The 26,168-nt window shown below is 59.2% G+C and carries 32 protein-coding genes and 2 tRNA genes; 4 read left to right on the forward strand and 30 right to left on the reverse strand.

Annotation, left to right across the window (positions count from 1 at the left end; all coding sequences use genetic code 11):
* From AB1384_12485 to AB1384_12610, 26 genes are all read right to left on the reverse strand, one after another.
* A partial coding sequence (locus AB1384_12485) for a hypothetical protein (GenBank protein MEW6555090.1) occupies nucleotides 1–1,212 on the reverse strand: 1,212 nt, incomplete at its 3' end.
* A 3-nt stretch (nucleotides 1,213–1,215) separates the two neighbouring features.
* Nucleotides 1,216–1,695 (reverse strand): hypothetical protein, encoded by a 480-nt coding sequence (locus AB1384_12490; protein ID MEW6555091.1) that lies wholly within the window; start codon nucleotides 1,693–1,695, stop codon nucleotides 1,216–1,218.
* Entirely contained in the window at nucleotides 1,664–1,972 is a 309-nt protein-coding gene (locus AB1384_12495) for a hypothetical protein (GenBank protein ID MEW6555092.1), read from the reverse strand. The genes AB1384_12490 and AB1384_12495 overlap by 32 nt, the downstream gene beginning before the upstream one ends.
* Nucleotides 1,972–2,403 carry a hypothetical protein gene (locus tag AB1384_12500; protein MEW6555093.1) on the reverse strand — a complete coding sequence of 144 codons (432 nt, stop codon included), beginning with the start codon at nucleotides 2,401–2,403 and terminating at the stop codon, nucleotides 1,972–1,974. The genes AB1384_12495 and AB1384_12500 overlap by 1 nt, the downstream gene beginning before the upstream one ends.
* The gene (locus tag AB1384_12505) at nucleotides 2,394–3,896 is read right to left on the reverse strand and encodes a phage portal protein (GenBank protein ID MEW6555094.1); all 1,503 of its coding nucleotides are present in this window, start codon (nucleotides 3,894–3,896) and stop codon (nucleotides 2,394–2,396) included. Before AB1384_12505 ends, AB1384_12500 begins: the two co-directional genes overlap by 10 nt.
* Before the next feature lie 8 nt (nucleotides 3,897–3,904).
* Nucleotides 3,905–5,347, reverse strand: a complete 1,443-nt coding sequence (terL, locus tag AB1384_12510; protein MEW6555095.1) for a phage terminase large subunit — start codon at nucleotides 5,345–5,347, stop codon at nucleotides 3,905–3,907.
* The gene (locus tag AB1384_12515; GenBank protein MEW6555096.1) at nucleotides 5,319–5,837 is read right to left on the reverse strand and encodes a helix-turn-helix domain-containing protein; all 519 of its coding nucleotides are present in this window, start codon (nucleotides 5,835–5,837) and stop codon (nucleotides 5,319–5,321) included. Before AB1384_12515 ends, terL begins: the two co-directional genes overlap by 29 nt.
* A 92-nt stretch (nucleotides 5,838–5,929) precedes the next feature.
* Nucleotides 5,930–6,796 (reverse strand): ParB N-terminal domain-containing protein, encoded by an 867-nt coding sequence (locus AB1384_12520; protein ID MEW6555097.1) that lies wholly within the window; start codon nucleotides 6,794–6,796, stop codon nucleotides 5,930–5,932.
* Nucleotides 6,780–8,171 carry a hypothetical protein gene (locus tag AB1384_12525; protein MEW6555098.1) on the reverse strand — a complete coding sequence of 464 codons (1,392 nt, stop codon included), beginning with the start codon at nucleotides 8,169–8,171 and terminating at the stop codon, nucleotides 6,780–6,782. Before AB1384_12525 ends, AB1384_12520 begins: the two co-directional genes overlap by 17 nt.
* Nucleotides 8,172–8,274: 103 nt before the next feature.
* Nucleotides 8,275–8,347: transfer RNA gene (locus tag AB1384_12530), tRNA-OTHER, on the reverse strand.
* Nucleotides 8,348–8,657: 310 nt separating this feature from the next.
* Nucleotides 8,658–9,026, reverse strand: coding sequence for a DUF488 family protein (locus AB1384_12535; protein MEW6555099.1), 369 nt, complete (start codon nucleotides 9,024–9,026; stop codon nucleotides 8,658–8,660).
* Between the two features lie 423 nt (nucleotides 9,027–9,449).
* Entirely contained in the window at nucleotides 9,450–9,758 is a 309-nt protein-coding gene (locus tag AB1384_12540; protein MEW6555100.1) for a hypothetical protein, read from the reverse strand.
* Nucleotides 9,759–9,761: 3 nt separating this feature from the next.
* Complete coding sequence (locus AB1384_12545; GenBank protein ID MEW6555101.1) at nucleotides 9,762–9,992, reverse strand: hypothetical protein; 231 nt, start codon at nucleotides 9,990–9,992, stop codon at nucleotides 9,762–9,764.
* Nucleotides 9,980–10,327: a hypothetical protein gene (locus AB1384_12550; GenBank protein MEW6555102.1), complete on the reverse strand. Its 348-nt coding sequence runs from the start codon at nucleotides 10,325–10,327 to the stop codon at nucleotides 9,980–9,982. Before AB1384_12550 ends, AB1384_12545 begins: the two co-directional genes overlap by 13 nt.
* Complete coding sequence (locus AB1384_12555; protein MEW6555103.1) at nucleotides 10,324–10,680, reverse strand: hypothetical protein; 357 nt, start codon at nucleotides 10,678–10,680, stop codon at nucleotides 10,324–10,326. Before AB1384_12555 ends, AB1384_12550 begins: the two co-directional genes overlap by 4 nt.
* A 384-nt stretch (nucleotides 10,681–11,064) precedes the next feature.
* Nucleotides 11,065–11,421, reverse strand: a complete 357-nt coding sequence (locus AB1384_12560; protein ID MEW6555104.1) for a hypothetical protein — start codon at nucleotides 11,419–11,421, stop codon at nucleotides 11,065–11,067.
* A gap of 610 nt (nucleotides 11,422–12,031) precedes the next feature.
* On the reverse strand, nucleotides 12,032–12,385 hold the full coding sequence (locus tag AB1384_12565) for a RusA family crossover junction endodeoxyribonuclease (protein MEW6555105.1): 354 nt from the start codon (nucleotides 12,383–12,385) through the stop codon (nucleotides 12,032–12,034).
* Nucleotides 12,386–12,401: 16 nt separating this feature from the next.
* A complete protein-coding gene (locus tag AB1384_12570; protein MEW6555106.1) occupies nucleotides 12,402–12,566 on the reverse strand; it encodes a hypothetical protein in 165 nt (54 codons plus the stop codon).
* Nucleotides 12,567–13,322, reverse strand: coding sequence for a phage replisome organizer N-terminal domain-containing protein (locus AB1384_12575; protein ID MEW6555107.1), 756 nt, complete (start codon nucleotides 13,320–13,322; stop codon nucleotides 12,567–12,569). It lies immediately after the preceding gene.
* Nucleotides 13,280–14,350: a DnaB-like helicase C-terminal domain-containing protein gene (locus tag AB1384_12580; protein ID MEW6555108.1), complete on the reverse strand. Its 1,071-nt coding sequence runs from the start codon at nucleotides 14,348–14,350 to the stop codon at nucleotides 13,280–13,282. The genes AB1384_12575 and AB1384_12580 overlap by 43 nt, the downstream gene beginning before the upstream one ends.
* A complete protein-coding gene (locus tag AB1384_12585; GenBank protein MEW6555109.1) occupies nucleotides 14,325–14,669 on the reverse strand; it encodes a hypothetical protein in 345 nt (114 codons plus the stop codon). Before AB1384_12585 ends, AB1384_12580 begins: the two co-directional genes overlap by 26 nt.
* Nucleotides 14,670–14,734: 65 nt before the next feature.
* Nucleotides 14,735–15,181, reverse strand: coding sequence for a DUF669 domain-containing protein (locus AB1384_12590; GenBank protein ID MEW6555110.1), 447 nt, complete (start codon nucleotides 15,179–15,181; stop codon nucleotides 14,735–14,737).
* Nucleotides 15,181–15,900: an ATP-binding protein gene (locus AB1384_12595; protein ID MEW6555111.1), complete on the reverse strand. Its 720-nt coding sequence runs from the start codon at nucleotides 15,898–15,900 to the stop codon at nucleotides 15,181–15,183. The genes AB1384_12590 and AB1384_12595 overlap by 1 nt, the downstream gene beginning before the upstream one ends.
* Nucleotides 15,900–16,898 carry a PD-(D/E)XK nuclease family protein gene (locus AB1384_12600; protein MEW6555112.1) on the reverse strand — a complete coding sequence of 333 codons (999 nt, stop codon included), beginning with the start codon at nucleotides 16,896–16,898 and terminating at the stop codon, nucleotides 15,900–15,902. The genes AB1384_12595 and AB1384_12600 overlap by 1 nt, the downstream gene beginning before the upstream one ends.
* Nucleotides 16,895–17,110: a hypothetical protein gene (locus AB1384_12605; protein MEW6555113.1), complete on the reverse strand. Its 216-nt coding sequence runs from the start codon at nucleotides 17,108–17,110 to the stop codon at nucleotides 16,895–16,897. Before AB1384_12605 ends, AB1384_12600 begins: the two co-directional genes overlap by 4 nt.
* A 147-nt stretch (nucleotides 17,111–17,257) precedes the next feature.
* Nucleotides 17,258–17,446: a helix-turn-helix domain-containing protein gene (locus AB1384_12610; GenBank protein ID MEW6555114.1), complete on the reverse strand. Its 189-nt coding sequence runs from the start codon at nucleotides 17,444–17,446 to the stop codon at nucleotides 17,258–17,260.
* 182 nt (nucleotides 17,447–17,628) lie between these two features.
* Here AB1384_12610 and AB1384_12615 point away from each other — a divergent pair, with 182 nt between their 5' ends.
* A complete protein-coding gene (locus tag AB1384_12615) occupies nucleotides 17,629–18,093 on the forward strand; it encodes a helix-turn-helix domain-containing protein (GenBank protein ID MEW6555115.1) in 465 nt (154 codons plus the stop codon).
* Nucleotides 18,094–18,095: 2 nt separating this feature from the next.
* Entirely contained in the window at nucleotides 18,096–19,202 is a 1,107-nt protein-coding gene (locus AB1384_12620; GenBank protein ID MEW6555116.1) for a site-specific integrase, read from the forward strand.
* Between the two features lie 48 nt (nucleotides 19,203–19,250).
* On the opposite strand, the gene AB1384_12625 is transcribed toward AB1384_12620, so the two are convergent.
* The 3 genes from AB1384_12625 to nth all read right to left on the reverse strand — a co-directional run bounded on the left by AB1384_12625 (nucleotide 19,251) and on the right by nth (nucleotide 21,714).
* Nucleotides 19,251–19,327 (reverse strand) — tRNA-Ile (locus AB1384_12625).
* A gap of 100 nt (nucleotides 19,328–19,427) precedes the next feature.
* Nucleotides 19,428–21,005, reverse strand: a complete 1,578-nt coding sequence (locus AB1384_12630) for a hypothetical protein (protein MEW6555117.1) — start codon at nucleotides 21,003–21,005, stop codon at nucleotides 19,428–19,430.
* Nucleotides 20,998–21,714, reverse strand: coding sequence for an endonuclease III (gene nth / locus AB1384_12635; protein MEW6555118.1), 717 nt, complete (start codon nucleotides 21,712–21,714; stop codon nucleotides 20,998–21,000). Before nth ends, AB1384_12630 begins: the two co-directional genes overlap by 8 nt.
* A 202-nt stretch (nucleotides 21,715–21,916) precedes the next feature.
* Between nth and AB1384_12640 the strand changes: the two genes are divergently transcribed.
* A complete protein-coding gene (locus AB1384_12640; protein ID MEW6555119.1) occupies nucleotides 21,917–22,507 on the forward strand; it encodes a TetR/AcrR family transcriptional regulator in 591 nt (196 codons plus the stop codon).
* A 97-nt stretch (nucleotides 22,508–22,604) separates the two neighbouring features.
* Nucleotides 22,605–24,986 (forward strand): hypothetical protein, encoded by a 2,382-nt coding sequence (locus tag AB1384_12645; protein MEW6555120.1) that lies wholly within the window; start codon nucleotides 22,605–22,607, stop codon nucleotides 24,984–24,986.
* Nucleotides 24,987–25,014: 28 nt separating this feature from the next.
* On the opposite strand, the gene AB1384_12650 is transcribed toward AB1384_12645, so the two are convergent.
* Nucleotides 25,015–26,088 (reverse strand): hypothetical protein, encoded by a 1,074-nt coding sequence (locus tag AB1384_12650; GenBank protein MEW6555121.1) that lies wholly within the window; start codon nucleotides 26,086–26,088, stop codon nucleotides 25,015–25,017.
* Between the last annotated feature and the right edge of the window lie 80 nt (nucleotides 26,089–26,168).

The raw sequence follows: 26,168 nt of genomic DNA on the forward strand, positions 1-26,168 counted from the left end.
GCTCATGTCCAGGGCCGGGACGTTGACCCTAGTGAGCATCTCCACCGCCGGCACGTCCGCGGCCAAGCTCATGTCCAGGGCCGGGACGTTGACCGTGGCATTCCCGCTCGTGGCGATCGTATAGGCCACCACCAGCGTAGGGAGGAAGTCGCCCAGGCCGGTACGGTCGTAAGCGCAAATATTGCGGTACTCGTTCTTCGCGTTGGCGTCGCCCTGGTCTATGCGGATACCGATGTAGGGCGCGTCCCCTGATCCGTCCGGGTCGTATCCTTCTTGCTCTACCCGGTAGCTGATCGGATTGGCGATATCCGGGGAGACATAAACGCCCTCAGCACTCCACCCTTCCACGCTCCAGTTGACCGCCGTCTGACCAGAAATGAGAGACCGCGAATAGACCGAGCTCCCTGATGGAAAGCTGCTCTCATCCTCCAGGGTGCCGATGCTCCCATACCAGCCCGTGGTATCGAGCTGGCTGTCAGCCGCCACGATCAGATGAGCCCCGTCTATGCTGGTGACGTCACTCCCTTTGTGGACCTTGGCATTGAAGCGGAAGAAGGCCCGGAAGGAGTTGGTCCCGTCATGGCCGAAACGAGCAAAAGCCGCCGACCTGTTGTCGGTCGTATCGTTGTCCTTGTTGTAGGTATCATCCGCCGAGGCCGCGATGGTCGAGGCCCTGACGTACTTGGTCAAGGTATGCCACTCGACGATGAGGACTGGGTAGATCTTCCCGCCGTAGTTGCTTTGGATCGTCCGGACATAGTTGTTGCTGCCCAGGCCGGGGGCCGTGACCACCAGGCCAATAGCATTGCCCGAAGCCCAGCCTGAACGGTTGACGATGGCCTGGATGACCGTCTTGATATCCGGGCTCTTGTCCCACTCCCAAACGGTAGGGAGCATACCGTTCCAAGTGACGCTCGTCCCGATCTGGCTCCGGCTGTAAGGATTAGAGGTGTAGGCCGAAGCATCGTCCGAGTCCTCCGCCGTCACCGAGCCGTTGACCGTCCCCAACCTGTTGTCACAGTAGAGATACAGATAGGCCGAATCGATCGTGGCGTCCTTGGGAATATCCAGATTGAAAAGGGCATGGTACTGGTTGTCCGTCGAATTGGCGTTGCCGATGTAGGCGTTGTTGCCGCTGTTGTCGTAAGCCGAGCTGGTGGCCTGGCAGTCTTGGTCCGCAGCCGAGCCCGGCCTGTATACTCCATTAGCCATGACCTACACCAGCCTGTTCAAGGCGTCTACGAAAGCGACCCTTGCCCCCTTCGCCTCGTTCCCGAAATAGGCGATACACCGGCGCGCCCTTTCCGCCCCCTCCGTGCCGTTGCAGACCTCGTAGTTGACGCACGCCCGGCAGCGGTTCTCCATGCTTTCCCGACTCTTGTAACCCCCCCTGCCGGAGAGAAAAAGCAGGGTCCTCCCGCAACGCCAGAGGATGTCGATATACGGGAAGCATTGAGAGGCCAAAGGACAGCCAGCGGCCTTGCACCTGTCCGGGCTCGTCCCGCCGTATTGCTCCTTGACCTTCTCGCACATGAGGAGAGTAGGCCCCTTGCAGAGCAGGGTTTCGTACTTGTCCACCAGGGTGGGGTCGTCGAAACCCCGTTCTCCTACCTCCTGGGCGATCTGGTCGATGGTGCTTATGACCCTGCTATACAGGGCCTTGTCATTCTGTATCTCCTTTTTCGTGAACGCCATTTTCCACTTCCTTCTGGGACCCGTAGACGAGGGAGGCCCCCGCGCAGGGGACCCCTACCGTAGCGTCCTTGCGCTCCATGTGGACCTCCTCCGAGAAGCTGATGTGCCCTCGCATCTTCCAGTCCTCCGTCCTCCAGCTCGTCTGGCCGCGCCGGTCCTGGATGATAACACCGTTTGCCGCCAGGGCGTCCCGGATGCTGTCCGCAGTCTCGTAATCCTGGGCGAGACGGGCCTTCTGCCGCTTGTGTAGTTGCGCCTCGATCTCTTGCTGTTCCATTACGCCGGCACCGTCAGGGTGAATATCCCGCCCGCGTCCCAGGTGATGGTGAAGCTCCCACCGGAGGAGCTCATGTTCTCCCCGAAGTCGATGCACAGGATGAGCTTCCCGGTCGATACCTCGTAGAGCACCGCGTACCTCGCGGTGATGGTCGAGTTAGACCACACCACGTCGTCCGCGTCGAACTTGGTCACCCTGGAGGCCTCGGAGAGGGCCTTGTTCGCCAGGGCCGCGCCTCCGGCCGTGTAACCGGTGCCGCTAACCTCGTTTGCGCTGATGTCGCTCCAATCGTCATGGGTCTCCTGGTCGAAGGTGTAGCCGGAGCCCAACAGAGCACACTTGATGGTGGTCCCCGCCGCGTCCAGGTCCGGGAAAAGGTCGTTACACAGGCCCAGCGGGAACTTCGCATAGAACTTGCTCGTTACTGCCATTCTTCTTCCTCCTCACTCTGTCCTAAACCCGGAGGGACCATGATGGAGGGAAGCTCCACCCGCTGTTGCTTGGCCTCCGGGTTTTCCTCTTCGATCTTTTCCTGCTCCCCGCCTTCGCCTTCCCACTCCCTGATAAGGGGCTCGTACTGGCGGAGTATCTTGTTGCCGGTGTCTTCAGAAATCTTCCTGGCGTTGATAAGGGCCATGACCGCGTCCGTCATGACCTTGAAGCTGTCCGCCTTGGCCTTGAGGTCCTCGACCTCGATAGGCGGGAACTCTATCTCGAAGTCGTCATTGAAGTCGTCCTTGCCCTTGGGTCTCTTGGGAAGGGAGCCGTATTCCCGCTGACAGGCTATCACCTGCTTGAGGATGACCCGCAGAGCCCGGCGCATGACCTTCTGCCTGTCCTGGAACTGCCGCAGGGTGGGGAGGTCCAGGGCCTTCGCGGTTGCAAGGTTTGTGTTGCCGGTGTCTCCCAGCCAATGCTCGGGGATGCCCATGCCGGCGGCGACCATGAGCTTGATAGCACGTCCGTCCTCCTTGGCGTCGGAGGCGTCTACCTTCGGCTGCACGGTGTCCCACTTTATCTTGTCCGAGTGAACACGGATGGCCCCGGCCCGTATGCGCTCGCTGGTCGAGAAGTCCTGGTAGTCCTCCCTCATGCTCTTGACCTCGCGGCCCTTGAGCTTGGAGAGGTAGTCCTTGATGTCCTGACGGTTGCCGCCCTCGATGGTCACGTCATAGTGGAACAGGTTGCGAATCTTGTTAGTGAGGGCGCGATCCTCCAGCCATTGGCGGTAGCGTTCCATCCACACGATGATGTCCAGCAGGTCCGAGATACCCCTGACCGCGTTGGACACCCCTCCCACCTTGACGTGCATTGCGTTGAGCAACCCGTCCGACCGTTGAACGTCTATCTTCTCGTAAGCGTTCTCGTACTCCACGTTGACCGAGCCGTCCGGCTGTACCTCCAGGCTTTTCTGCACTCGGTACTTGCGGTGGTAGGCTATATGCCGCTTGACGTTGTCCGGGTCCGTCTCGATATGGACTATCTCGGAGGGGTCGATAAGGCCGATATGCGTCTTGCCCACGTACTGGTCGTAGAAGAAGCGGACGAAGAACTCCCCACAGATCGCCAGCCAATCGGACATCTCCTTGACCGCGACCTCCATGTCGTTGTCATCGTCGCCCCAGAAGCCCTGCAAAACCTCGTTCACGCTCTCCTCATCCGCCACCACGTTGACGCCGTCCCCCACCACGAAGTAGGTGATATAGCGCACATACCGCTTGGCAAGGGGGTTGGTAAGATAGGCCTGATAGCAAGCCTTGTGGTTCTCCAGATACTCCTCCGTGGTCATCTGCTTGTCGGAGTACCCCCCTGACAGGTTTACCCAGTTCTGGTCCTCCAGCTTGAGCTGGGCCAGGGTGAGCTCCTCCCGCAGGTTCTCCACCGTCTCTATGAGGTTAAGCACATCACCCTTATTGACTCTCACGGGTCCTCCTATCCAATCCCGAAATCAACGCCGTCCTCCAGGGTCTCCTCATAGACGTCACCCGAATATTCCGCCAGGACGATAGCCGCATAAGCGATGACGTCCACCTGGTCGTCGTGGGCTCCGTGGGGAAAGGCCAACAGCTCGGCCTCGGTGTCGTCCAGCCAGGGAGCATGGCGCAGGTGGTAGACCGTCCGGGCCTGATACCTTGCCGCGGCTGGGAGAGCGCGGGTGCGTTTGTCCGCCTCCGCCTTGAGCTCCCTCACCGGGAGCCCTGCCCTCACCACGGCCTGGTAGAGGTTGAGCCCCATGGCCCCTGACTCCACCGCCTGGAAAGCAGGCCGGAAGCGGTCGTAATACCTCCGCATGAGGTCCGGCTGGTCCGGGCCTTCAAGCCTGTCCCGCATCATGTCCAGCACCAGCAGGTCGTTATGCGGCGTGACCACGAACGTCCCCAGGACGAAGTAGTCAGCCGAAGCCTTGGTGGAGACAGCGGGGTCGCAGGCCTGGAACATCCAGCAGTCCGAGACCGCGTAGCGGTTGATGCCGTAAGGCCCAGCCAAGACGTAGATATCATCCTCGCGCCAGAAGTAAAGGAAGTCCTGCCGCTTGAACAGCTCCCCTTCTTCCTCTCTCGGCCTCTGCTGGTAGAGGGCCTCCCAGACGTATCCCCCGACTGCGGTCTTTATCCGCGCCAAACTTTTCTCGTCGTACCGCTCCGGGCATAGGGCCTCGCCGGGCTCCCTTCCCAGGGGGTCCTCGTGGCCTTCCTCGGCTATGGCGGGGAGCCGTATGACTTCCCAGGGGTCCCCGTCCTCCCCTTCCTCCGCCTGCTCGATGAGCCTCCCCGCCAGGTCGTCCTCGTGCCAGCGCGTCATGATGAGGATGACCGAGCCGCCAGGCTCAAGCCTGGTGCGGAACACGGACTGATACCACTCCCACGCTTTGTCGCGGTAGGTCTTGGAGTGGGCGTCCTCCCATCCTTTGACCGGGTCGTCGATGATAGCCAGGTGTGCACCCTTGCCGGTGATCGGACCTCCGACGCCGGCGGCGTTCATCTGTCCGCGGTGGCCCTCGGCCTCCCAGGTGCTCTTGCTCGAAGAAGCCTGGGAGAGCTCCATGCCCCACAGCTCCGGCCCCATCTCCCGGAAGACCTCGCGCGAGCGGTAGCTAAAACCCTGCGCCAGGTCCGCGCCGTAAGATACCAGCAACACGTTCTGGTCCGGGTGCTTGCCCCTCCACCATGAGGGGAGGTAGATGCTGAACAGCTCGGACTTGCCGTGCCTGGGAGGGACCTCGATGATGATAAAGGCGTTGCCCTCCGCCAGGCGTTGCTGGACGTATTCCGCCAGCATGAGAAGGTAGCGGTAGGGCTTCCAGCGGGTGCGAGATGCGTACTCGGCGTAGAAGGCCAGGCTATCCCTAGCTATCTGCCTGCTGGCCTCCTGCATCTCCTCCGCCGTGTATGACCCGGAAGGCTTGTTTGACGAGCTCCCTTGCTTCTTCGTTTTCGGCGATTTGCTTTCCCGCTTCCTTGGTCCTGTCATCCGTGATCTCCGCCTCTATTCTGGAAACATCCCGCCACCTCTTGGGCCTCCGGTTCTTGAGCCAGAAGATGCAGGCGGTCACGTCGGGAACCATGTGCTTGTAGGTAGTCTTCACTTTCACGGGCTTGCGGGTCTCCGGGTCCGACTGTACCTCCCGCTCCTCGTAGCTGAAACCGATAGCCCGCTGGTAGAGGGATTCCTCCACCCGCGCGTCCGCTATGTCCTTGCCCTCCTGGAGGGAGGCGTCGAAATCCGGGAACTGCTTGCGCCACTTGCGTATGGTCTCCCGCGAGACTCCGAGCTCGTCCGCGATCTCCACGTTGGTGAGTCCCTGGCGGGCCATCCACTTGACCAGCTCCGGGTAGTGTTCCTTGTACTTTGAGGGGTATGCCATGCCTCTTATCTCCTACCTGACCTCATGAGACCGCCCGAGACGGGCGAACGCATCAGGGTCAATGGGTTAGTATGGGTAGCTGAAGTGGGCTTTTATGACGCCAGGAAATCGGCAGCCATGTATTCCAGAAGCTGCCAGAGGTTCCTGGGGCCTACTATCCCTTGCCCCACCGCCCTGTCCAATGCTTGCTTCAAAACCTTTGCCGCCTCCACCGGGACCTTGTCGTTACCGAATATCGAAACCAGGGGGACCCACCTGTTCTTGTCCTCCTCCACCCAACCTTCAGCCAGGTCGTCCTGGTGGGCCTCGAAGACGTCCAAGATGATGTCCAGGCTGGTAGCGGTGTTCTTTATGCCGTGGGCCGAGCCCGCCGCCTCGAGGTCGTCGAGGAGCCGGTCGTAAGCATCGGCGCGCGCCAGCCATACCTCCTTGCCGGGGGCCTCCTTGCGTACCTCGTCGATTACCTCCCGCACCCGCTCCAGCTCGTGGGGAAGGAAGGATATGCTGATGAGCCGGTAGTCCAGGTTGGCCTCCGACATCGCCATGGCCTCCACCTTCTCCAGCAGCTCCAGCGTGGCGTCGTCCAGGCCGGTGTATTCCTTCCACTCCGCGTCGTCTATTGCGTCGTATATCTCCTTGAGTATCGCAGGGTCGTCCTTGCCTACTATGGCGTTGTGGGAAAGCTGTATGGCGTATCTCTGTGCCTGGGTCAGGGGGTCGGAGGTGACCATGACGTCTATCTCGGAGAGACCTGCCGCGATAGCGGCCTTGACACGGTGGTTCCCGGAGAGCACCAGGAGCCTGCCCTCCTCCTCGCAGCAGAAGGGGGTGCTGGTGAGCTTCCCGTCCCGCTTCACGTTGTCCACCAGGCGCATGAACTCCTCGTGCCTCATATATCTGGCGTTGACCTCCGCGAGGGAGAGGTCCTGGGGGTCAACCCGCTCAATCCTTGTCTCCATCGGCCTCTCTCTTTCCCGCGTACTTCTTCTTCCACATGGCGAGCCCTTCCGCCAGGGTCCACTCCCCCAGCACCGCCCCGTAGTTGAGCTCGTACCGTTGACCGTAGTAGGCGTCCGTGAGGTCCTCGTAATCCTTGTGCTCCTGCTCCTTGCGTGACAGCAGCTCGAACAGGCCCCGATACTTCATGGACACCGGCCTGTCGGTAAAGGCCGTCGTGATCGCGGAGCGTATCCTGTGCCTGGCGTACCGCTCCAGCATAAGCTTGACCTCTTTCGAGAGCGAGGCATACAGCACCAGCTTTGCCAGGTGCTTGTAGTCCGAGGGCTCCACCGGGAAGTCGGAGAGTAGGTAGGCGTGGGGTGTCTGCACCCTGCCCTCCCAATGCGCCATGGTGGGAGCGGTCGAGTAAGCGAACACTCCGACCAGCATACCGTCCACCAGGACCCCGCAAGCGAGAGACGCCTGGCCCGGCCTGATGTAAGCGTTCATGTACTCGGAGCGTAGGGCCGCGAACTGGGGAGCGGTGAAGGGCAGGAGGGCAATCTCTGACCCCACCTCGTCGCCCGGTCCCAGGCGTTCGACCAGTACCTCCTCTGTGTCCTGGTTCGGTACGCATATGCGGGCTGGCCCGTCCGAGGCGTACACGTAGACCTTGACTCCCCGGTTGGTGGTCTGGGTTATCCCGACCAAGTGATCTGACAGCTCCTCAATCTCGAAGTTGACGCATACCTCCCAGAACCGCTTGCTCATGATGTCCGCTATGAGCTCCTCGCGGTGTTCGGCCACGTCCGAGAAGTCCGGGGGCTCCCACTCAAAGAGAGCCTCCAGGCCGCGGAACATCCGCTCGTAGTCTCCTTTGACAAAAGGCGGAAAGGCTATGAGTCCCTGGTCGGTGGGGACCTGCTTCACGTACTCCCTCACGTCCCCGCTGTAAAAACTTGAGAGCCTCATGGAGAAGGCCCGGACCCGGTCGAGGGTTTTTGTATGCAGGCTATCCCATTGCCGCTTGTGGCCCTCGTAGATGCGCTTATAGTAGGCGTTATCCCCTTCCCGGTTGACCGGTAGCCTGGTGGCAAGGAGCAGGGTGGCTATGGACTCCTCCTCCCCGTCAAGGTAAAGCTCCAGCCAGCCGTAGCTGTCCATGACCTCCGGCCTCAAACGCAGGTCCACTCCCATGCTGGCCAGCCACTCCCCGATCACGCAAGAGTAGATGGTGACGTCGTTGCCGTGGAGCCGGAAGCGGTCCAGGGGCCAGAGCACCCGCTCCACCGTGAAGTTGCCGGAGCACCCCACCCAGACATCGGAGCAATCCCAGCCTTTGACTATCTCCTGGGTCATGCTCCGCAAGGGAGCGGGTATCGATCCTCGAAACATCAGTACTCCTTGGTGGTATAATCTTAACGAGGTCACCTCTTTTGAGCCTGGATGAAGCAAGCAACTCCAAGCCCATATGCCCGGAGGTGGCCTCGATGTTCTCTGGAGCGGAGGGGAAGGATTCGCACCTCCCGTCACCGGTGGGGACCGGAGTTGGGCTACTCAACTACCTCCGCAAGGATTGTCAGTTAATTCCTTTAGAAACCAGGATAATAGGGAAGCGCGTGTCATCAGCAAGGTGTATAGTGGGATTGTCGAGCTCGATTGGTGAGCTAACGGCCAGAGGCCGGGGTCCTACTTGGTATGTAGGTCCCGGCCCTCTCTTCTGTAACCATACACCTAGGTGGTGACAAAAAACAACTTTTCTTATTATTGTCAAGTTTCTTTGTTTTCTATCAAAACTTGGAGAAGCCCCCGGCGTGGGGGCCTCTCGTGGTCCGGGGAGACCGGTTTGGGCCTGCATTTTTACTCCATGCCCTTACCTCCTTACGCAAACTCCATGCTCATATTCTGGCCGGGGAGCTGTCCCTTATTCTCAAGCTCGGGGACCTCGATCCCCAGGTTTTCCTGTAACCACTCTGCGACCAGGCGGCGGTGGCAGTTGGCAGGATCGGATTCCCAGCACAATAGCACTTTGCCCTCGAGGACCTCCGCCACCTTGCGGGGGTCGAGCCTGTCCAGGACCTCCCGCTTGTACCTCTCCTTGTAGCGTACCGGGTCGTTTTCGTGTATGAGGGACCAGGGCGGTGCCAGGTCCTCGAAGCTGGGACCGTGGTACCATTCTGGCTTACCCCTGGCTATACAGACCGCCTGGGCGAGCCTGGAGCTCTTGGCGAAGTAGGACGTGTAGATCATGCTCCTCCTCCCGTGCATATTACCACAATAACATCATAACATACCGCGATGACATGGTCTTATGTGTCCCTTTAGGATGGCAACCTTCCTGGCGAAGTCAGCTTCGGTGTGCGCCCTGGCATGGTGCTCCACGCAGAGAGAGAAGAGGTTTTCATCCTCGTCCCCTCCGCCCGACCCCCGCGTCTTGATGTGGTGGGGCGTGGGCATAGCAAACCTCCCACATCCCGGTATCTCGCAATAGGGGTGCCGGCGATGGTAGAGCCGTAGAGCCCGCTCACTCCTGTACGGTATACGCTTGGGCAAAGAGATTACTTCAGCATCCATTCCACGGCATAAAAAAAGCCCCGGCCCCACCGGGGGGCCAGGGACAAACTCCCACTTGATACCACACTACCACATTGTTAGATAAGTTTCAACATTTCTTTACGAGGCTTTTTTCTGCTTCCTGGGAAGCACAACGTCCCAGTTGATGTACTCACGCCAATCCCCGCCGTTCTGTATCCTCCTCCCCAATTTGGAGAGAAAGCGTTGCAGATCTACCAGGTCGCAGAAGGCGTCGCCGTTCTTGACCAGGTCGGTCTTGCGATACAGCCGTTTTGACAGGGGCAGGGTCCCCCCGCTCGATAGCTCGTAAGCCTCGTAGCGGCGGGACCCATAGGCCAGGATGTGTAGGTATTCGATTGCGGCAAGGAGCTCCTCGGGCGGAAGTATGTCCCAGCGATGCTCCGCCATAAACTACCCCCCTATCAAGGTCAGAAGCCCCCCGTCCGGTTCGGGGTCCTCCAGCTCACGGCGCATCTTGCGGAAACCCGCGTTGGCGGGGTGCATATAGTAGCTCTCGTCATGGGGCTCAATGATCCCCTTGAGCACCTTGTTGTGGTAATAGCAGAGAGACGAACCCGGCTCCACGGTCTGATCACAGCGTCCCCAGGGCTGTATGAGCTTACACCTCGTCATTCCGACCATTTTCCTTCCTCCTTGACCATCTCGATGACGCGCAGGGCCACCGGCGGAAAACGCTCCATGAGAAACGTCCAGCAGGCATAGGCCCTGGCATGACCGTTCTTCCGGCAACCGGGGCAGCGGCGGGTGCGTCCGTGGGCTCCCTGAAGGGAGGCCCCGCACACCAGGCATGACCTCTCGGTGTATTCCTCCTTCGCCGCGAACAGCCGGCGGAAGGCCTCCTCCACCTGGACCTGGACACGGTCGTCGATGTACTCCGCGACCTGGCGGGTAAACTCGTGCTTGCGGAAGCCCTCTATAAACTCCGGTGCGGGGGTTGTTTTCATCATTCCTCTCATTGTTCCTCCCACGGGTCCGCTTTGGGCTGGACGATGAAGCCGAGCCTTTCCACCCTTTCCTCCAAGCGGGCCTGGTTCTCCTGCCAAAAAGCCTCGTACTTCTTCAGGCCTTGCTCGTAAGTCTCCGGCGCGAAGATGATACCCTCCGGGTCGTCGCGGTAGTCCAAGAGACCGGCGATTTGCACCTGCTCGGATTCGTCCTCTTTGGCCTCGGTGATACTCAGGTTCAAGGCCAAGCCATAAGGGTGGAGAATGGAGCGGTTGATCTCAAACAGCAATCCAGAGTCCAGAAGAAATCTCAAGGCCTCGTCCGGTCCAATGCGTTGAAGGTCGTCGTTCTGAATGGCTATCATGTCTCACCACCTCATCTTTCTCGTGCTGGATATGAATATCAGGATCACCAGCACCAGGACAGGTATGCCGATATGCGCTCCATTGAGGCCGATCATCCATTCCGGCATTTACACCGCCTCCTTCAGCGTTTGATCGAGATTAGTAAGAGCCTGTAAAAGCTCTCCTACACAAGGACAAGGTGACGGCAAATAACCCTTGGCAGGACCATAAAACTCACTCCTCGTTCCTGTACCCGAACAAGCCTCGCAGTTGATGTGGTACCTCGCTGCCTTTTCCACTTGTTTCAAGGCGGCATAATGATCGGGATGTATCAAAAGCCATCCTTCCGTTATTAACATCGCGTATACACCGGGTATTCGAAACACCCCTGGGATGTCGTCCATCTACACCGCCTCCCTTTCCAGCTCCATGTACTCCGTTACGTCGAACAGGGCCGGGGGGCCGAAGACCTGGGAGCTTCCCAGGCGCAGCCCGTCCACCACTTCCTCCATGACCTTGATCCGGCTCTTGATGTGAGCCTCGGTGCGGCGTATGTCCTCCGGTGCCTTGGGCCAGTAGAAGCCCGATTGAGACGTAGAGCAGATAGGGATGAAGTGCTCCCGGCGTAGGTGTGAGATGACGGCGCGGACGTGTTGCTGACCGAGGTGGAGGTAGCCCCCGAGCTCCCCCGCGCTTATGGGCCCCTGGTGTCTGATGATCTCAACCAGCCTCCTCTCGGTCTCGTCACAGTAGTTCTCCACAACCTCCTCCCTTCAAAGCGAAGGGGACACCCGTATCAGGATGTCCCCTCTCGGCATTAAGCCTTTACTCGGACTCGTGTATGTTTCAATCCACACCCCGCAACAAGGGGGCGACAATCAAGCTATCGATTGATGGTCTCCTTTACCCGCCACCTCCCTTCTCGGTCCATGTACGCAGTCACCTTGCCACCGCGCTTCGCCACCATCGCAAGGTGACGCATGGATAAGATGACCTTCCTCTCTTCCGAAGTGAAAACGCACGACTCGCATCCGTTCTCCGTCTTCAGCATGCTTGTGCCCCCGATGTGAACATAGGGCAGCTCGGACCCTGGAGTATGGTTTCGATTACACCCGGTGACAACGTGTCCCTCACGCCCAATACGTGTAAGGAGACATACATCAGAAGCGGGCAGGCGATCCCTTGGTCGAGGCTCCGGTTGTGAAAGCACTTGTAGCAACGTTCCTCAAGGTGTTTGGACGCCCATTCTGCGTAGGTTTCTGTGAGCAGTTCTGTCATTGGCCCCTCCCGTTTGGTCTGTTCCCGGCGCCCCACCGTCAACATTGCTTGATACCGAGTATAACAACTTTGACGGACAATTCAAGCCGAACATCACACCATTTCCACGATTACCTCAGTCCTGTATTCCCGTCTTTCCTTGGGGACCTTTCGTCCGGTGATCTCCACGACCTGGCGGTCGTCCTTGTAAACGATGCCTTGTAGAGCGTCCATGACGCTCTGCACGAGGTTGTCCAGATCATTTCGGCAGGAGGTCACCACCTCCAGGCGGACGGGGGACCCTGTGGGGGGTCTCCGCCATACGCGCTTGGCCTCCCACCGGGCGTACTTCTGCCATTCCTGGTAGGCGTTGGAAGGTACGGTGAAATCCTTGCCCTTCGGCTTCACCCGGCTGTTCTTCTTGCTCGGGATTCTTCCCTCAAGGGTGAAGGTAACCCCCACGCTCATGCCAATTCCTCCTTCCTCACATCCACCAGTGGTCGCGTCCTCCGTCTTCCAGCCCTTCCTCGTACGCTTCCTCAACAGCCTTCTCAACGTCTGCTTCCAACTGAGCTTTGGCACCTGCATCGAGCTGACTCATATCCAGGTTGCCGATAAGCCTCCTTGCTATCCTGCGTGGGTCTTCCATCTACGCCGTTTCCTCCTTCCTCCGCTCAAGCTCCGCCGTGCATTCCTCGCAGCCGCACCGCATGAGGTTCTTCGGGGACCGGCCCCGGACGTGCATGGCGGCGTTGATGCACTCGCGGTGAGGGGGCCGGTAGTTAAGGTAGTCCTCGAAGGGCTTGCTCGGCCCGAGAAAAGTGGGGGGGTATTTGATGAACTCCGGGTCTTTCCCCTTCATCGCCCTGGCGTAGTTAATGGCGGCGTTTATGAGGTCCTTGGGATCGTGGCCTTCCTTCAATCTGGTCTCCCAACATTTGAAGGCCTTGAGCTTCTCGATCTTACGCGGATATACCTTCCAAAAAGCCTCAAATTGGGGGGAATATAATATCTGTTTCTGTCTCTGTCTCTGGGGCGTTCCCGGAACGTCCCCGGAACGTTCTGATTTGCGACGATGTTTACGTGTCCTTTCGGTGACGTTATCCGAGGTAAACTGGCGTTTTTCCCAATTAAGGATTCGATAGACTGCGCCTTCTTCTGCGACCATCGCAAAAGGTCTCATTTTTTCTGCGATTGCATTTGCGATTGTAGTCGCATCAAGACCACTCTCCGCAGCCAAATCATCTATGTCCAAAGGTATGTCTTCAGCCAGCAAGAGGTATCCAGGCTTGGGGCTTTCTTTAGCCAACGTAAGCATAACTATCCACAACCACCGCTCCTCATAGGTAAGCCTCTTAATCTTCATGTCAGAGCGTATGTCGGTGTAGAGTCTGACCCACGCCACCTGTTCACCTCCTTCGTTTCATAGATCTTCAGGAACCTGCTATCAAACATCATGTCTATATCCGTGGTCCTGCCGTGCCGGTTCTTCAGGATGGTGAGGGAGAAGCTGTCGTCTTCCTCTTCCTCCCCCAAGTTCGGACGCCAGGCACCGATGAGGAAATCGCAGGCCTCCTCTATCTGCCCGGAGTCCCGCGCCATGGCCATGGTCACGCGCTCCTTCCCAACGCCTCCCTCCCGCGAGGTCTGGACGATGGAGAGGACCGCTGTCCCCTTGGCCTTGGCAAACTGCTTGAGGCCCCTGGCGACGTAGGAGGTCCTCTCGTAGTTGCTTCCTCCCCTGCCGCTAACAAGGCCCATGTAGTCGATAACCACCAGTGGAATATGCTTGCCGAGATAGGCGCACGACTTGTCGTATAGCCCGGACATTTCTTCCAAGGACAAGGACCCCTCGTCAATGATGACCAGGTCGTGATAGAGGAGAGCCCACTCCGCCACCAAGGGAGCGTCCGCCGAGAGGGTGAAGTATTCCTCCACCTTGGACGGGAACATCTCGCGGTCGATAACGAACAGGCGCGCCGCGATCTCCGCCGCCGGCATCTCCAGGGAGAAGAAGAGAACCGGGGGGTGACCCTGTCCCTCGCGATAGAGGTTGACTATCACATTGCAGGCAAAGGTTGTCTTCCCTACTCCTGCCCGCGCCATGAATCCGCACACCTGGCCCGGACGTATCCCCCGCATATATGAGTCCAGTTTGGGGAAGCCCAGCATAATCCGTTGCCCCAGGTCCCCGCGCATGATGCGGTGGTAGTCGTAGATTGCACCAGCCACGCTCTTGAGTGTCGGGGCCTGGTAACCGAACCTCTCGAAGATATCTTCCCAGGAGACCTGCGGGTTAGCCCGTTTGTAGCCCGCGACGAGTATCGAGAGATAGTAAGTGGGGGGCTGGATTAACTCCCCGTATATCGTCTGTGACGCCTCCCCGAGAGGCATTGAGCTTATGGTGTTAAGCAGTTCTCTCAAGTGTTCCATAGATACTCGCCTCCCCAAAGACGAAACTGTGAGCCGGGGCCACCGGGACATTGTAGAGGGTGCAAAAGATGTAAACCACGTCCTCCAGCTCCTTAAAAGGCGCGCCCCGCTCGTACAGTTGCCAGAGGTCCCAGATGATGCGCGCCGTCGACGTGTCGAGGGGGCAGGGGTGGAAAGGCTTAGCCCCCACCAGCCTGGTGAGCATGACCTCCTCGTGGTCCATCGGACAGGGGTGCGGGTACTTCTCCACCTCGCCACCGTAGCGCAGCTTCATCATGTCTATAAGGTCGCTAAAGAGCGACCCGGTTTTCTCATTCATCGGCAGCTCCTTGTGGTAAAGAGGGGAGGGGGCCGGGTTAGGCGACCCCCTCCCCAGCAGGGGCGTTAGAAGGATACGCTGTCTCTTGCAACGAGATCGCCGCTGATGACAACGTCGTCTCCGTAGCCGCCGTCCTCGAGAGGAACAATATCCACGACCTTCTCCCGCGTCTTTTCCTTGTAAAGCTCGTGCTCTACCAGAACCCGCGCATACCTGCCGCACAGGTCGTCCAGGTTGATCTTGGCCTTGCCGGTGACGTGATAGCCGATAGCCGTCAGCGTACGCTTGAGGTAGTAGTTCTTGTCCTTGCCGTCGATGGCGTTCCGGAGCCACAACTTCTTACCCGGATAGGGGCCGTTGAGCACGTTGAGCTCGAAGACGATCATCGGGTTTCCGGCCTGTGAATATTCCAGCTTGGCCTCGTACACCGCCACCTCGTACCAGCCCTTGGGCAGGGGCTCGAAGTTGATCTCGTCGGCGTCCGTGAAGTCCACTTCCAAAGGTGCCGCCATTACTTATTCCCTCCCTTCTTCTTGCCGTTGCCACCGACGGCGCTGATCCACTTGCCGATGTCGGGGATGACCGCCTGACCGAGCTTGCTGGTCCTGTCCTTGGCGATGACCTTCCCTTGGGGCTGCACCAGCACCCCGCGCTTGATCTCCCCGCCGTTGTCCTTGTCGATCTTGGTGAACATGTAGCCCACGATATCCACGTAACCCGCCAGCTCATAAGCCAGCTTGCCAGGAAGGGAGGGAAGCCGGGTGATGGTCCCGTCTACCTCGTCCTTCTGGTCTTGGGCCAGGGCGGTGAATATGACATTGACCGGCAAGTCGCGGAAGGCCCGGATGGCCCTCCGCATGAGCTCGGTAGCCCTGCCGTAGTCGCTCTGTGACGCCTGGTCTGTGTACGCCCTGGAGACCTGGGGGTTGGTCTTGATAACCTCGTCCATGATGACCTTGTACATCTCGGTAATCGAGTCCAGGGCCACGGTCTTGTACTCCAGCTCCCCGTTCTTCAGCCTCGCGAGCACCTCCCGGATCGCGTCGGGGCTCTCCACCTTCACCAGGTCCACGTCCTTCCCCGCCAGGGGGAGAGAGCCTCCCTCCATGTCCAATACCAGGACCGGCCCAGGTGCGGTGGCGATAATGGTGGTCTTTCCGACGCCGGAGTCTCCGTAGATGAGGACGTTGAGATGCTCCATGCGTATCTCCTTCGCTTTGACTATCTCCATCAAACAGTCATCTCCTCTCGTGTTGACCGGAAGGCCATTCTCGCTTCCGGCGTGTCCTCGACGCACAGCACCCGGTAGGGGCATGAGCGTATCTGCGTACAGAGCGGGGAGGGGGTCTTCACCGGGGGGACCTTGGCTATCATCCTCCGGTAGAGCCAGTAGAGCTCCGTCTCCACCTCCGCGATCTCGCCCTCGTTGAAGGCGAAGCCATCCCGCTCGAAGAAGGTGTTGCCCTTCGCCTTGAGGTGCTCCAGAATGTCGGTGTAGTCGGCAGGGTCCAGGTTCCGCTTCGTGAGCTCCGCCATATAGAGCTCGTAGGTGGTATCCTGGGCCTTGTCCTTGGACGGGCTGCCGTCCTTGAGCTCCCTGGGGGGGACCGGCAACTTCTTCCGCGCCGCATTGACACAGAAGCCCCGTACCTCCTTGCCGGTCAGCTTCTCGTAGGCCCAGGCATAGCGGCGAAACTGGCGGTCGATGCTGTTCTGGGCGAACCAGCTTGAGCCGAAAGAGCTCACCGTCTTGTGGTCCCAGATGAAGATGCCACCCGTCTCCAGGTCCAGCTCCACCAGGTCGATGACCCCGGTGAAATAGGCCACAGGCCGCTTGCCGCCCGGCTTGATAACGGGAACACGGAAGCTGACCTCCGTCGCCAGGATCACCATGTCGCGGTCCGCCTCTCCCCAGTAGTCGTCGTAGTGGGAGAGCATCCCCCGCAGAAGCTCCAGCTCCTCCTGCATCCGCTGATAGTCCTCGTCCCAGAGCTGGCCCGTATTTCCCAGATCACACACCTGCCTGTTCCACGCCTCGTCCAACGCGTCCAGGGCGTGGGTGTAAGCATTGTGACGGTGTTGGTAGTAGGCTTCCATCGCCTCGTGCCACAAAGAGCCGAACGCGAGCTCTGGTGCGGTCACCTTGGGCTCCAGGCCCTCGACGTACTTGAAGTGGTACCGCTGGGTACAGGTGGCAAAGGCATCAATGCGGCTGCTTGAAAAGCTCAACAACAACGCAGTCTCCCCTCCTCTCTCATCTGCTCGAACCTGCTCTCCCAGTAGTCATCCCGTGCCGCCTCATCGCCGCAGACCCCGCAGAGGTCATAGCTCTTGAAGGCCTGCTCATCCCAGCACTCCTCGCAGAGGTGGCACCCGCAACCCCTGCAGTAGTGGAGCCCGTTCTCTGTGACCTGGAAGTTGCATGAGTCACAGGTTCCCATCACTTTCCTCCTCTCGCTTCTTCGCGCAGGCTCTCTTCGTTGGCCCGCTTCTCTCTCTCCAATTGAGCTTTGGTAATCCGGTAACGACGGCTCCCCCGCCACATATCCGGAACCAGCATCTGTCCTTTGGGTACAGGCCACTTGGTCTTACCCACAGCTCGCCTCCTTCAGCTCCCGCTGGCGCGTTGCCTCCAGCACCTCCGCAGGGTCGAAGCGCATCAGCCTACCGAAACGGTAATAGGGGATGTAGCCTAGACGCGCGCTCCGTCTCACTTCTGCTTCTGAGATGCCCAGAATGGGAGCCATTTCCTTTGAAGTTAGCAACCTCTTATCCATACAACCCTCCTTTCTCTAACTACTTTTACGTGCGTCTAATATGTTGGATTTAAGTTTATATCGGAACACTGACAACCGTCAATGTATATGGATGCTTATCTAACTAAAACCATCTTAATTGTTTGATAAGCGTCAATATGTTAAACTTTCAACAACCGTTTCAATTGAATAGGGAGGAAACAATGGCAACAAAACGCACGCTGTCACACAAGGAATTAGGTGGCTGGATCCGCCGAATCCGCGAGGAAGAATATGGCATGAGCTATATAGACTTCTCGCGCGAGGTACTTCACAGCAAGGTATCACACCAATCAATAAAGAACCTTGAAGACGGTTTATCTCCGCGCTATGAAACCCTTGTCGCCTTGGCCACAGAACTCAACCTGGATATTCACGAGGTAGCCCACTCATATTTTGATCTCCCGGTGATCGTGGAGGAACAGGAAGCCGCAAAGACCTTCATCCGCGTGGTACCCAACCCTTACCTAACTGAGTGTTTCAATAAGATGGGCGACAATGCTGAGAAGAAAATGAAGTCCTGGTGGAGGATGCTTTCTCGTCTAAAGAAAGAAGACTTAGACCTTTGTTTCTCCTTTACAAAAACCTTGTATGACCTACGCACGCGGGAGGCCAGGGAGAATAGATAATCATGCCCGTCTACAAGTACAAGGTTAAGACCGGGGCCACCGAGAAGGACAAAGTCCGCTACATGGTAAAGGTAAATACCCGCGATCTCCAGCACACTCGTCGAGGCTTTCTCACTAAAAAACATGCGGAGGCCTACGATAGGCGCATCAAGGAACAGATGCTTATAGGGGTAGTCCCCCGCTCCATAACTCTCGCCCAGGTGTCCGAGAAGTGGCTTAAACACCACCGGGACGAAGTGAAGGAATCCACCTACCGGGACTACCGGACGCTCCTCGATAAGCATATCCTCCCGGCCCTCGGTCACTACAAGCTGGACGACATAACCGCCATGCAGGTGCAGGAGTTCCTCGGCAACATCAAGGACACCCACAAAGGCCGGAAGGATGACCCGGTCGGCCCGCGCACCCGCGACAAGGTCCGCATGACGCTGGGGGCCGTCTACCGCCAGGCGCGAGCCTGGGGCCTCACCATCAATAACCCGGTGGAGGGGACGCGCACCCCGCCGTACAAACGGGAGCGTACCATCGTCTTCCTTGAGCCGGCCCAGGCCCAGCCCTTCCTCGACGCCCTGGAGGAGCCGATAAAGACCATGGCCTTCCTTCTCCTCTCCACGGGCATGAGGTCGGGGGAGGCCGCGGCCCTCCGCTGGGTTGACGTGAACCCGTCCTTCATCAACGTGGACAAGTCCTTCTACAAGGGGGTCCTCACGGACCCGAAAACATATAAGGGAATCCGGCGTGTGAAGATCACGCCGGAGGTGTATGCAAGGTTGAAGGCATACCGTGGTAGCAAGGGTGATGCCGACCTCGTCTTCTCTCTCGACGGTGGCTATATCCCACACCACTACATCTATCGCCGCGTCCGGGCAGCGGGCAGGGCGGCAGGCATGGACCGGTTAGGCGTCCACGACCTCCGCCACACCTATGCCGCCTGGATGATCTCCGAAGGGTTTAACCTCCGCTTTATCATGGAGCAGATGGGACACTCCGATGTCCAGGTTCTGCTCAACACCTATGGTCATATCATCTCGTCCGTCGAAGCAGACTATGTTGTTCGTTTCGACCGTTTTCTGCACCAAATCGTACGCTTTTCTGGTCACGCGCAGTAAATAAATGGTAAGCAGGTCAGGGTGTATATGCCCTGACCTGCTCTTTCGTGGTGGGCCCAGCAGGACTCGAACCTGCGACACGCGGATTATGAGTCCGCTGCTCTGACCAACTGAGCTATGGGCCCATACGACCATCACAGATGAATATTATAGCGCAAGCGGCGCAGGCGCAAACAATCATGGGGGCTCAGTTTGAAGCCGCGCCTGCCGCCTGTACTCGCCCCCCTATTCGCTCGGCTCCACTGGTGTCGCCGGTGGCGGTGTCGCATCAGACGGCACCGCTCCCGGTGGAGGCGGTACCTGCGATGGCGGAGGCGGTGGGATCGATCCGGGAGGACTGTAATACGGTCCGGTGTTCCCGGCCGGAGGCTGCGCGGGTGGCGCCGGCGGGCGGCGGTACATAATCAACATCACTATCACCAGGATGATGCCCAGCACCAGCAGGCCGACGACCAGGGCTATGATCAGCCAGGTAAGGTCGGTCTCCTCGTCGCCCTCTCCTGTCTCGGCCTTCAGGGCACCTTCGTCAATGGTGTCTCCAGCCTCTCCCAACGAGCTGATGGCGGTTTCGAGGGGTTCATCGACGTTCGCCTGCACCACGCAGATATCCTTACCGTCCCTCTTGATCCCTATCTCGTATTCATCAGTCGACCAGACCGTCCACGCTCCGCGCGATGCTTCCTTCTTCACCTCGTCGCCGAAGCGGTCCTCAAGGTACTGCGTGTAGGCGGACGCGAATTCCTGGGCGTCCTTTTCGCTGTCCCAGGCGTACTTCTGGAGCAACAGCTCATCCCCTTCTCCATTGCTGTAATACTGGTATTTATTACCACCCCAGCCGGCTGCCGCGGCTTCCACGTCATCCGTATCCATGAAATAGGGGGAGAACAGTTGATAGACATCGAACTCGCCCAACACGTTCTCGTAGTCCAGGTTCCAGCCGTCGCCAAGCTGCTCCGAGATGTCCTCCAGCTTCACCTCCACCGCTTTTTCTCCCTTGAGATATTTCTCGGGGTGGTAGATCTGCTCGGTGGTTGAGGGGGGATCGCTGTATGCCCTGTCTATGGCATCCCAGCCTCCCTCATCGTAAACGTAATTGACGAACTCCGCCCCTTCGATATATGGGAACAGCAGGCTCTCATATATATATGGCGGGGCGCTGTCCAGCACCTCGGTGGAATAATCCCCGCTCTCGGACTGCATATCCAGCATGTCCTCGGGGTCCATGTATTTCATCAACCAGTTCTCCGACGCAAGCATGGCATCGCCTTCGACGAGACAGGTCGCCGCGAAGGAAGCGTCGTCGTCCGTCTCCACCTCGGCGTCGTCAGGGTCGTGGAAGGGCGGGCGCATGAGGTCGAAGTTCTGGTCCTGCAGGTAGTGGACGAACTCGTGCGACAGGGTGTACTGGTCCATGGCGCTCATGGACTGGCTCTCGGAGATGAGGTACAGGCCGTCGTCCTCGGGGTCGTAGAAGCCGGCCACCTGTTCGGTGAGGAGGGCGATGTAGAAATCCTCCAGGTCGAGATCGGGCTCGATGAAGCCCAGCATGACCATGATCCTCTCCGCGTCGTCGATCTCCTCCTCGGGGTTCTCTTCGGCGAAGTCATCGAGCATGCGCTGCTCGAGCTGCTCCCGGTCGAGGTAATTCACCTGGATGCCCGGGTTCGCCTGCAGGCCCCTTATGGATTCCGTCTCCGTGAAGACCTCGTTTATGACCTCCTGGTCTGTCTGGGCCAGAGCCAGCGACAGGGAAAGCGCCATTACCACCAGGACCAGGACACAAGCTGTGAATATCTTACGCATCGCTGCTTCCTTCCTCTTTCACACCTATGCGCGGACACATATCGTTAAGACAGCAGACGGGGCAGTTTGGTTTCCGCGCTTTGCATACCTGCCGACCGTGCTCGATGAGGTTCATGTGTAGCCTGAACTTTATATCGTCCGGCACCACCGCGTCCATGATATCGTGTGCCTGCGCCGGGTTTGCCCGCGGCGGTACGGCACCGAGCCTCCTGGCCACGCGAAAGATGTGCGTATCGACAGGGAAGTAGGGATAACCGAGCTGGAACAGCAGGAGCACCGCGGCGGTCTTTCTCCCCACCCCGGGCATGTCCAACAGGTAGCGCCGGGCCTGTTCGCTCTCCATGTCCCTCAGGCATTCCAGTGAATACGAACCGCAGTCCCGGCGCACCGTCTCAAGCACGGACTTGATGCGTTCCGCCTTGACGCGCGATATACCCCCCGAGCGGATGGCCTCCTCCAGCTCCTCTATCCGCGCTCCCGCCGCATCCTCCCAGGTCGGGAACGCCTCTTTCAATGACCGGAAGGCGCGCTGGGAGTTCACGTCGCTGGTGTTCTGGGAGAGTATGGTATGAACAAGACCGTCTAGAAGATCATCGAACGGGGGGGACCAATCGCGCTCACCATAGCAGCGCCGCAGCCTGCGATCGACTCCGGGGATAAGCCTTGCGGGATTGTCTACTTCTTTCTCGCTGCGGGATCCAGCGGCCAATCCCACCCTCCTTTCCGACCGCCGGCCGGTCTATAAATCCCCTCTCTGGCGTTGTTTATCGTGCGTGCATGTCTGCCGCCGGCGTTTTTCCCAGCATAGCATAGAGATGTGAATCATTGTCTGGTTTGACAATCCATGTAAAGATTGTGGAAAATATATAAAAATCCCGGAGTTATTCAGCAGCCAAGGAGGAGGAAGCAAATTGCCAAGGCGAGATAAGAGAGCGGACATAGTGAACGCGGGTATTCGGATCTTCTCCCGTAAGGGATTCAATCGCTGCTCGGTCGAGGATATCCTGCAGGAGGCGCACGTGGCCCGCGCCACCTTCTACAGCTACTTCGACAGCAAGAAAGACCTCTTCGTCGAGTTGGTGGAAGGCATATTGAACAACATGTTCGAAATCGTGGCGAGGGAACTGGGCGATATCCCCGTCACCCTGGAGGAGCTCAAGCAGAAGACCTCCAATACCATACTCGAGCTGTACAAGTTCTTCAGCGAGAACTGGGAGTTCTCGGCCATCTATATCAAGGAAGTCATGGGGATGAACCCGGAGATCGACTTCCGCATCGTGGAATGGCAGCAGCGCGTCGCGGAGATGGTGAAGGTCTTGCTGAACCGGGGCATCGAGAAGGGGATGTTCCGCCCGATGGACGTGGACATCGTCGCCACCGTGGTGGCCGGAACCCCGCAGCACGTGGGGCTGCAGCTCTTCATGCTCAACCAGAACGTTGACATACCCCGTGTCGCGGATGCGGTCACTGATTACCTCATCTACGGTCTGGCCGCACGCTAGAACGGTACGTAACAGCCTGCGAAGGCCCCGCACAGCGGGGTTTCGTTCTATTCGAAGCATCATGCGGGACATGTATCGGGTCTGATAAGGCGGAACGATGCCTGGAGAGTCTGATCGGATATCCATGCGGGATGAGGGCCGGTTTGTCCCCGTGCTGTCCACGCCATCGGGCATACCTTCCCTGGCCATCTATCTCGAGGAGACCGGCGGGGAGAAGCTGATCGCCGAGGGCTCCCCACTGCTTGATGTGTTCACCAGAGGTCCATACACGCTGGCGCGCCGACCGCATCCCGAGGCATCCCTGGATATCGAGAACTCGCTCCTCGGTGTCGGCGAGGGCGTCTTCCGCATGGAACACAGGTTGCGGGCCAAGCGCAGGACCTACCTGGTCAGCTGCATGGCATCGCTCGACCTGACCAGCCCTCCCGGCGAAGACGCTTTCCGCTTCGTCCCCCACCTCCACCCCAAGGACAAGATGGTCGCACCCGACCAGATATTCCGCTCACCATGCGCCATTCTGGAGGGGGAGCCGGCGACGCTGGCCATGGTGCCGGACCTCACATCCTTGAGCGAGCTCAACCGGGCGCGTTTGAGGACGGCTTTTACCCTTAAGGGGAACACCATAACCTACGGCATCGTGGGGCACCGCGTGAAGGGCCACGTCTATTTCTACGCCCGCTCCCTCCCCGGTTTTTACCTGGCAAAGGACCAGGAGGCCGTGCTTGCTTACTACGTATTCGTCACCCGGGATACGGGAGCCGGACTCCACCGCAGGATCAATTCGTTCCTGTGGGAGAACTACGGCCGCAAGCGTATGGCCGGACCCGGTCCGCAGCGGCTTCCCCTTGATCAGGCGGCCGAGATGGCCGGGAAGTGGGCGTTTCTCAACGATGAGAACTGGACCGACCTGGACATGGGTGGAGTACGTTGCGGCGGTGCCTACGCATACAACATGAACTCCATGTTCCCCCCTCTGCGCAGGGACAGGCTCACCAATACCGCCTTCATCCTCCTGCCGGGCCTCTACGCCTTCATACTCAGGTTCGGGGCTTCCCACGTCACCAGCCGTCCTGTGCTCTACCGCCTGCTGCGCCGGTCACTGGGTTCGAACCCCGGCGCATCCCCTTCGGTGATAGAGCTGCAGAGCTGGTTCAACAATGTGCGCTCCGCATATGGAGCCGTCTGGCTCGCGCACGAGAAAGAGGATACGGAACTCGAGGCCAGGGCTTCGCAAGTCCCGCGGTTCGCCCTGGCATCTCCTCGCCCGCACGGGTTCTTCCCGGCCGTGCTCTACCTCGTGGGTGAAAAAATGGTCTGGAGAAAGGGGACGCGTGGGTTCACCGTTCTTGACCGCTACCACCTCGCCGACAGCTGTACCACCGCCTACCACCTCCTTGAGTGGTGCCGTGACCTGGGCGAGGAGCCCGGTATGGTCGAAGCCTGCCGCAGGCAGGCCGACGAAGTCATGAAGCTCCAGCTCCCCGGCGGGGCCTTCCCGGCATGGTTCGGGTTCAAGCGCGGAAAGGCAGTTATCGATCCCTGTCTGGCGGAGAGCGCCGAGTCCGCTTCCGCGGTCATGTTCCTGGCGCTGCTCGCGCTTATCACCGGTGAGGACCGGTACCTGCGCAACGCAAGGGCGGGTGGTGATTTCCTCATCGACAGGGTAGTAGCTCCCAATACATGGTACGACTATGAGACTTTCTTCTCGTGTTCCCCCAAACCCGTCGGCTGGACCGATCCCCGCAGTGGCTGCCGTCCGGAAAACACCATGTGCGTCTTCTGGACCGCGGCCGCCTTCCTGCACCTCTTCCAGGCCTGCGGCGAGGACCGCTACCTGGAGGCCGGGCGCAGAGCACTTGACCGCCTCCTCGCATATCACCAGGTGTGGGGTCCGCCGTTTCTCTCCATCGACGCATTCGGCGGCTTCGCTTCCCAGAACACCGATGCGGAATGGAACGATGCCCGTCAAGGCCTGATAGCCCCCCTGCTTATCGACTATTACCATGCCACGGGTGAGCCGGAATACTTCGAGCGCGGCATCGCCACGCTGCGTGCCTGTTTCACCACCATGTACCTGGGCCGCGAGCCCTACGTACCCCTCCGCCCTTCGGTCCTCGGAGGCATCGAGGAGAACTACGCTCACTTCGGCTACGATGTACCCACTCCCGGCTACCTCATGCTCGACTGGGGGGCCGGCTCCTCCCTTTATGCGGCCGCCCGTATACTCTCGCGGCACGGCCAGGTCTTCGTGGATGTGCGGGCCGGCCGGGCTTTCGGTATCGACGGTTGCAGGGTGACCGCTTACGAACGCGAGGGAGACACTCTACACCTGCGCATCGAATCCCAGCTGCCTGGAGCGAGGGAACTCAGGATCGTGTGCGAGCACGACGGCGCGCCATTGCGCCTTACCGTGAACGGCCGCGAACTGGGAGCCCGGGACAGCGCCACCCTGAGGTCCGGCGTCACCGCCGCCATCTGATTGAAGAGAGCTTGTCGACCAGTCCGCCTCAAGTCCGCGGCGAGATCTCTATATCAAGGTCGCCGTCCGCGGCCTGTTCCCAGTCCGCTAACCCTCCTCCGCCGGTAGCCTGCTCGAACAGGCCGAGCGCCAATCCGATGAGCACAGGAGCAATGCACGGGTTTTCCAGGCGCATGCGCATCCGCCCATCCACCCATTCGCACTCCGCCAGGTTTCCCAGGCCCCTGAAGGCCAACTGTGTCCGGAGTCTCGCGGGGTCCCGCGTATCCTCGGCACTGAGGGGGCCGCCCTTCACAAACCCCCTCTGCGCCTCGATCACCGCCCTGGTTATATCCTCACCCAACTCCTTCTCCAGCTCCTTGAAGATAGTCTCGTACTCACCCGGACCGGTAAGGACCACGCGCTGACCGCTCTGCCTGTTCGCGATCATCCCCGGGCCGATCTGCCATTCGAAGCCCTTGAGGGCGGCAGGCCCGCCACAGGTGCCGCACCTCTCGAGGGTGATATCTCCCTCCTTGTTAGAGTATTCCGGCAGCGGCAACCTCTCCTCGAGCACCCTGTCCCTGGTCGAGACCGAGGTCGTGAATTCGTAGTAGCCGGGTGATATCTCCTCATAGGTAGCCGCGCATTCCTTACCGATCAACGCCTCCATGGAGCCGGCCACTATGCCGCTGAGGGCCGCAGGAAACCAGGCGTTCTTCACCCCAAGCTTGATATAGTCGCCCTCGTCTCCCTTGAGGCGCTTGGAGATGATCTCGATGTCTCCAAAACCCATGAGCTGGCCCTGCAAGGCCGTGCTTCGCGACGAAAGGTCTATATGGGTCAGGCGCACGAACTTCCTCACGATCCCCGGGACGAAATGGCTGACATAATCGTAGGCGAGCTTCCTTTCGCTCTCCACGATGATGCGCTCGATGGAGAGCCCCAGGATCTCCTCGATCCTTCCGAATACGCCGCAGATGCTGTCATCTTCGATGAAGACCATACGGTGAGAGGGGTCCTTCCTCGATACGATCTTGCCGTTGCTCTGCCAGATGTTCTCCCTGGTGATACGCTTGGGCACGCCGCATCCCGGGCAGAGTTTGATGCGATCTTTCTTCATGATTCCGCCTCCAATGATTCATCTATATACATATTGATTATCCGTATTTTGGCCGGAATCCTTGAATAGGGGCCGAGCTT

This window comes from Actinomycetota bacterium (genome assembly GCA_040757835.1).
Lineage (GTDB): Bacteria > Actinomycetota > Geothermincolia > Geothermincolales > RBG-13-55-18 > SURF-21.

Excerpts from the sequence above, each read along its gene's own strand:
- AB1384_12490 (MEW6555091.1), bottom strand. The coding sequence starts at position 1,695 with ATGGCGTTCACGAAAAAGGAGATACAGAATGACAAGGCCCTGTATAGC.
- AB1384_12495 (MEW6555092.1), bottom strand. The coding sequence starts at position 1,972 with ATGGAACAGCAAGAGATCGAGGCGCAACTACACAAGCGGCAGAAGGCC.
- AB1384_12500 (MEW6555093.1), bottom strand. The coding sequence starts at position 2,403 with ATGGCAGTAACGAGCAAGTTCTATGCGAAGTTCCCGCTGGGCCTGTGT.
- terL (MEW6555095.1), bottom strand. The coding sequence starts at position 5,347 with ATGCAGGAGGCCAGCAGGCAGATAGCTAGGGATAGCCTGGCCTTCTAC.
- AB1384_12515 (MEW6555096.1), bottom strand. The coding sequence starts at position 5,837 with ATGGCATACCCCTCAAAGTACAAGGAACACTACCCGGAGCTGGTCAAG.
- AB1384_12520 (MEW6555097.1), bottom strand. The coding sequence starts at position 6,796 with ATGGAGACAAGGATTGAGCGGGTTGACCCCCAGGACCTCTCCCTCGCG.
- AB1384_12525 (MEW6555098.1), bottom strand. The coding sequence starts at position 8,171 with ATGTTTCGAGGATCGATACCCGCTCCCTTGCGGAGCATGACCCAGGAG.
- AB1384_12535 (MEW6555099.1), bottom strand. The coding sequence starts at position 9,026 with ATGATCTACACGTCCTACTTCGCCAAGAGCTCCAGGCTCGCCCAGGCG.
- AB1384_12540 (MEW6555100.1), bottom strand. The coding sequence starts at position 9,758 with ATGGCGGAGCATCGCTGGGACATACTTCCGCCCGAGGAGCTCCTTGCC.
- AB1384_12545 (MEW6555101.1), bottom strand. The coding sequence starts at position 9,992 with ATGGTCGGAATGACGAGGTGTAAGCTCATACAGCCCTGGGGACGCTGT.
- AB1384_12550 (MEW6555102.1), bottom strand. The coding sequence starts at position 10,327 with ATGAGAGGAATGATGAAAACAACCCCCGCACCGGAGTTTATAGAGGGC.
- AB1384_12555 (MEW6555103.1), bottom strand. The coding sequence starts at position 10,680 with ATGATAGCCATTCAGAACGACGACCTTCAACGCATTGGACCGGACGAG.
- AB1384_12565 (MEW6555105.1), bottom strand. The coding sequence starts at position 12,385 with ATGAGCGTGGGGGTTACCTTCACCCTTGAGGGAAGAATCCCGAGCAAG.
- AB1384_12570 (MEW6555106.1), bottom strand. The coding sequence starts at position 12,566 with ATGGAAGACCCACGCAGGATAGCAAGGAGGCTTATCGGCAACCTGGAT.
- AB1384_12580 (MEW6555108.1), bottom strand. The coding sequence starts at position 14,350 with ATGGAACACTTGAGAGAACTGCTTAACACCATAAGCTCAATGCCTCTC.
- AB1384_12585 (MEW6555109.1), bottom strand. The coding sequence starts at position 14,669 with ATGAATGAGAAAACCGGGTCGCTCTTTAGCGACCTTATAGACATGATG.
- AB1384_12590 (MEW6555110.1), bottom strand. The coding sequence starts at position 15,181 with ATGGCGGCACCTTTGGAAGTGGACTTCACGGACGCCGACGAGATCAAC.
- AB1384_12595 (MEW6555111.1), bottom strand. The coding sequence starts at position 15,900 with ATGGAGATAGTCAAAGCGAAGGAGATACGCATGGAGCATCTCAACGTC.
- AB1384_12605 (MEW6555113.1), bottom strand. The coding sequence starts at position 17,110 with ATGGGAACCTGTGACTCATGCAACTTCCAGGTCACAGAGAACGGGCTC.
- AB1384_12610 (MEW6555114.1), bottom strand. The coding sequence starts at position 17,446 with ATGGATAAGAGGTTGCTAACTTCAAAGGAAATGGCTCCCATTCTGGGC.
- AB1384_12615 (MEW6555115.1), top strand. The coding sequence starts at position 17,629 with ATGGCAACAAAACGCACGCTGTCACACAAGGAATTAGGTGGCTGGATC.
- AB1384_12620 (MEW6555116.1), top strand. The coding sequence starts at position 18,096 with ATGCCCGTCTACAAGTACAAGGTTAAGACCGGGGCCACCGAGAAGGAC.
- AB1384_12630 (MEW6555117.1), bottom strand. The coding sequence starts at position 21,005 with ATGCGTAAGATATTCACAGCTTGTGTCCTGGTCCTGGTGGTAATGGCG.
- AB1384_12645 (MEW6555120.1), top strand. The coding sequence starts at position 22,605 with ATGCCTGGAGAGTCTGATCGGATATCCATGCGGGATGAGGGCCGGTTT.
- AB1384_12650 (MEW6555121.1), bottom strand. The coding sequence starts at position 26,088 with ATGAAGAAAGATCGCATCAAACTCTGCCCGGGATGCGGCGTGCCCAAG.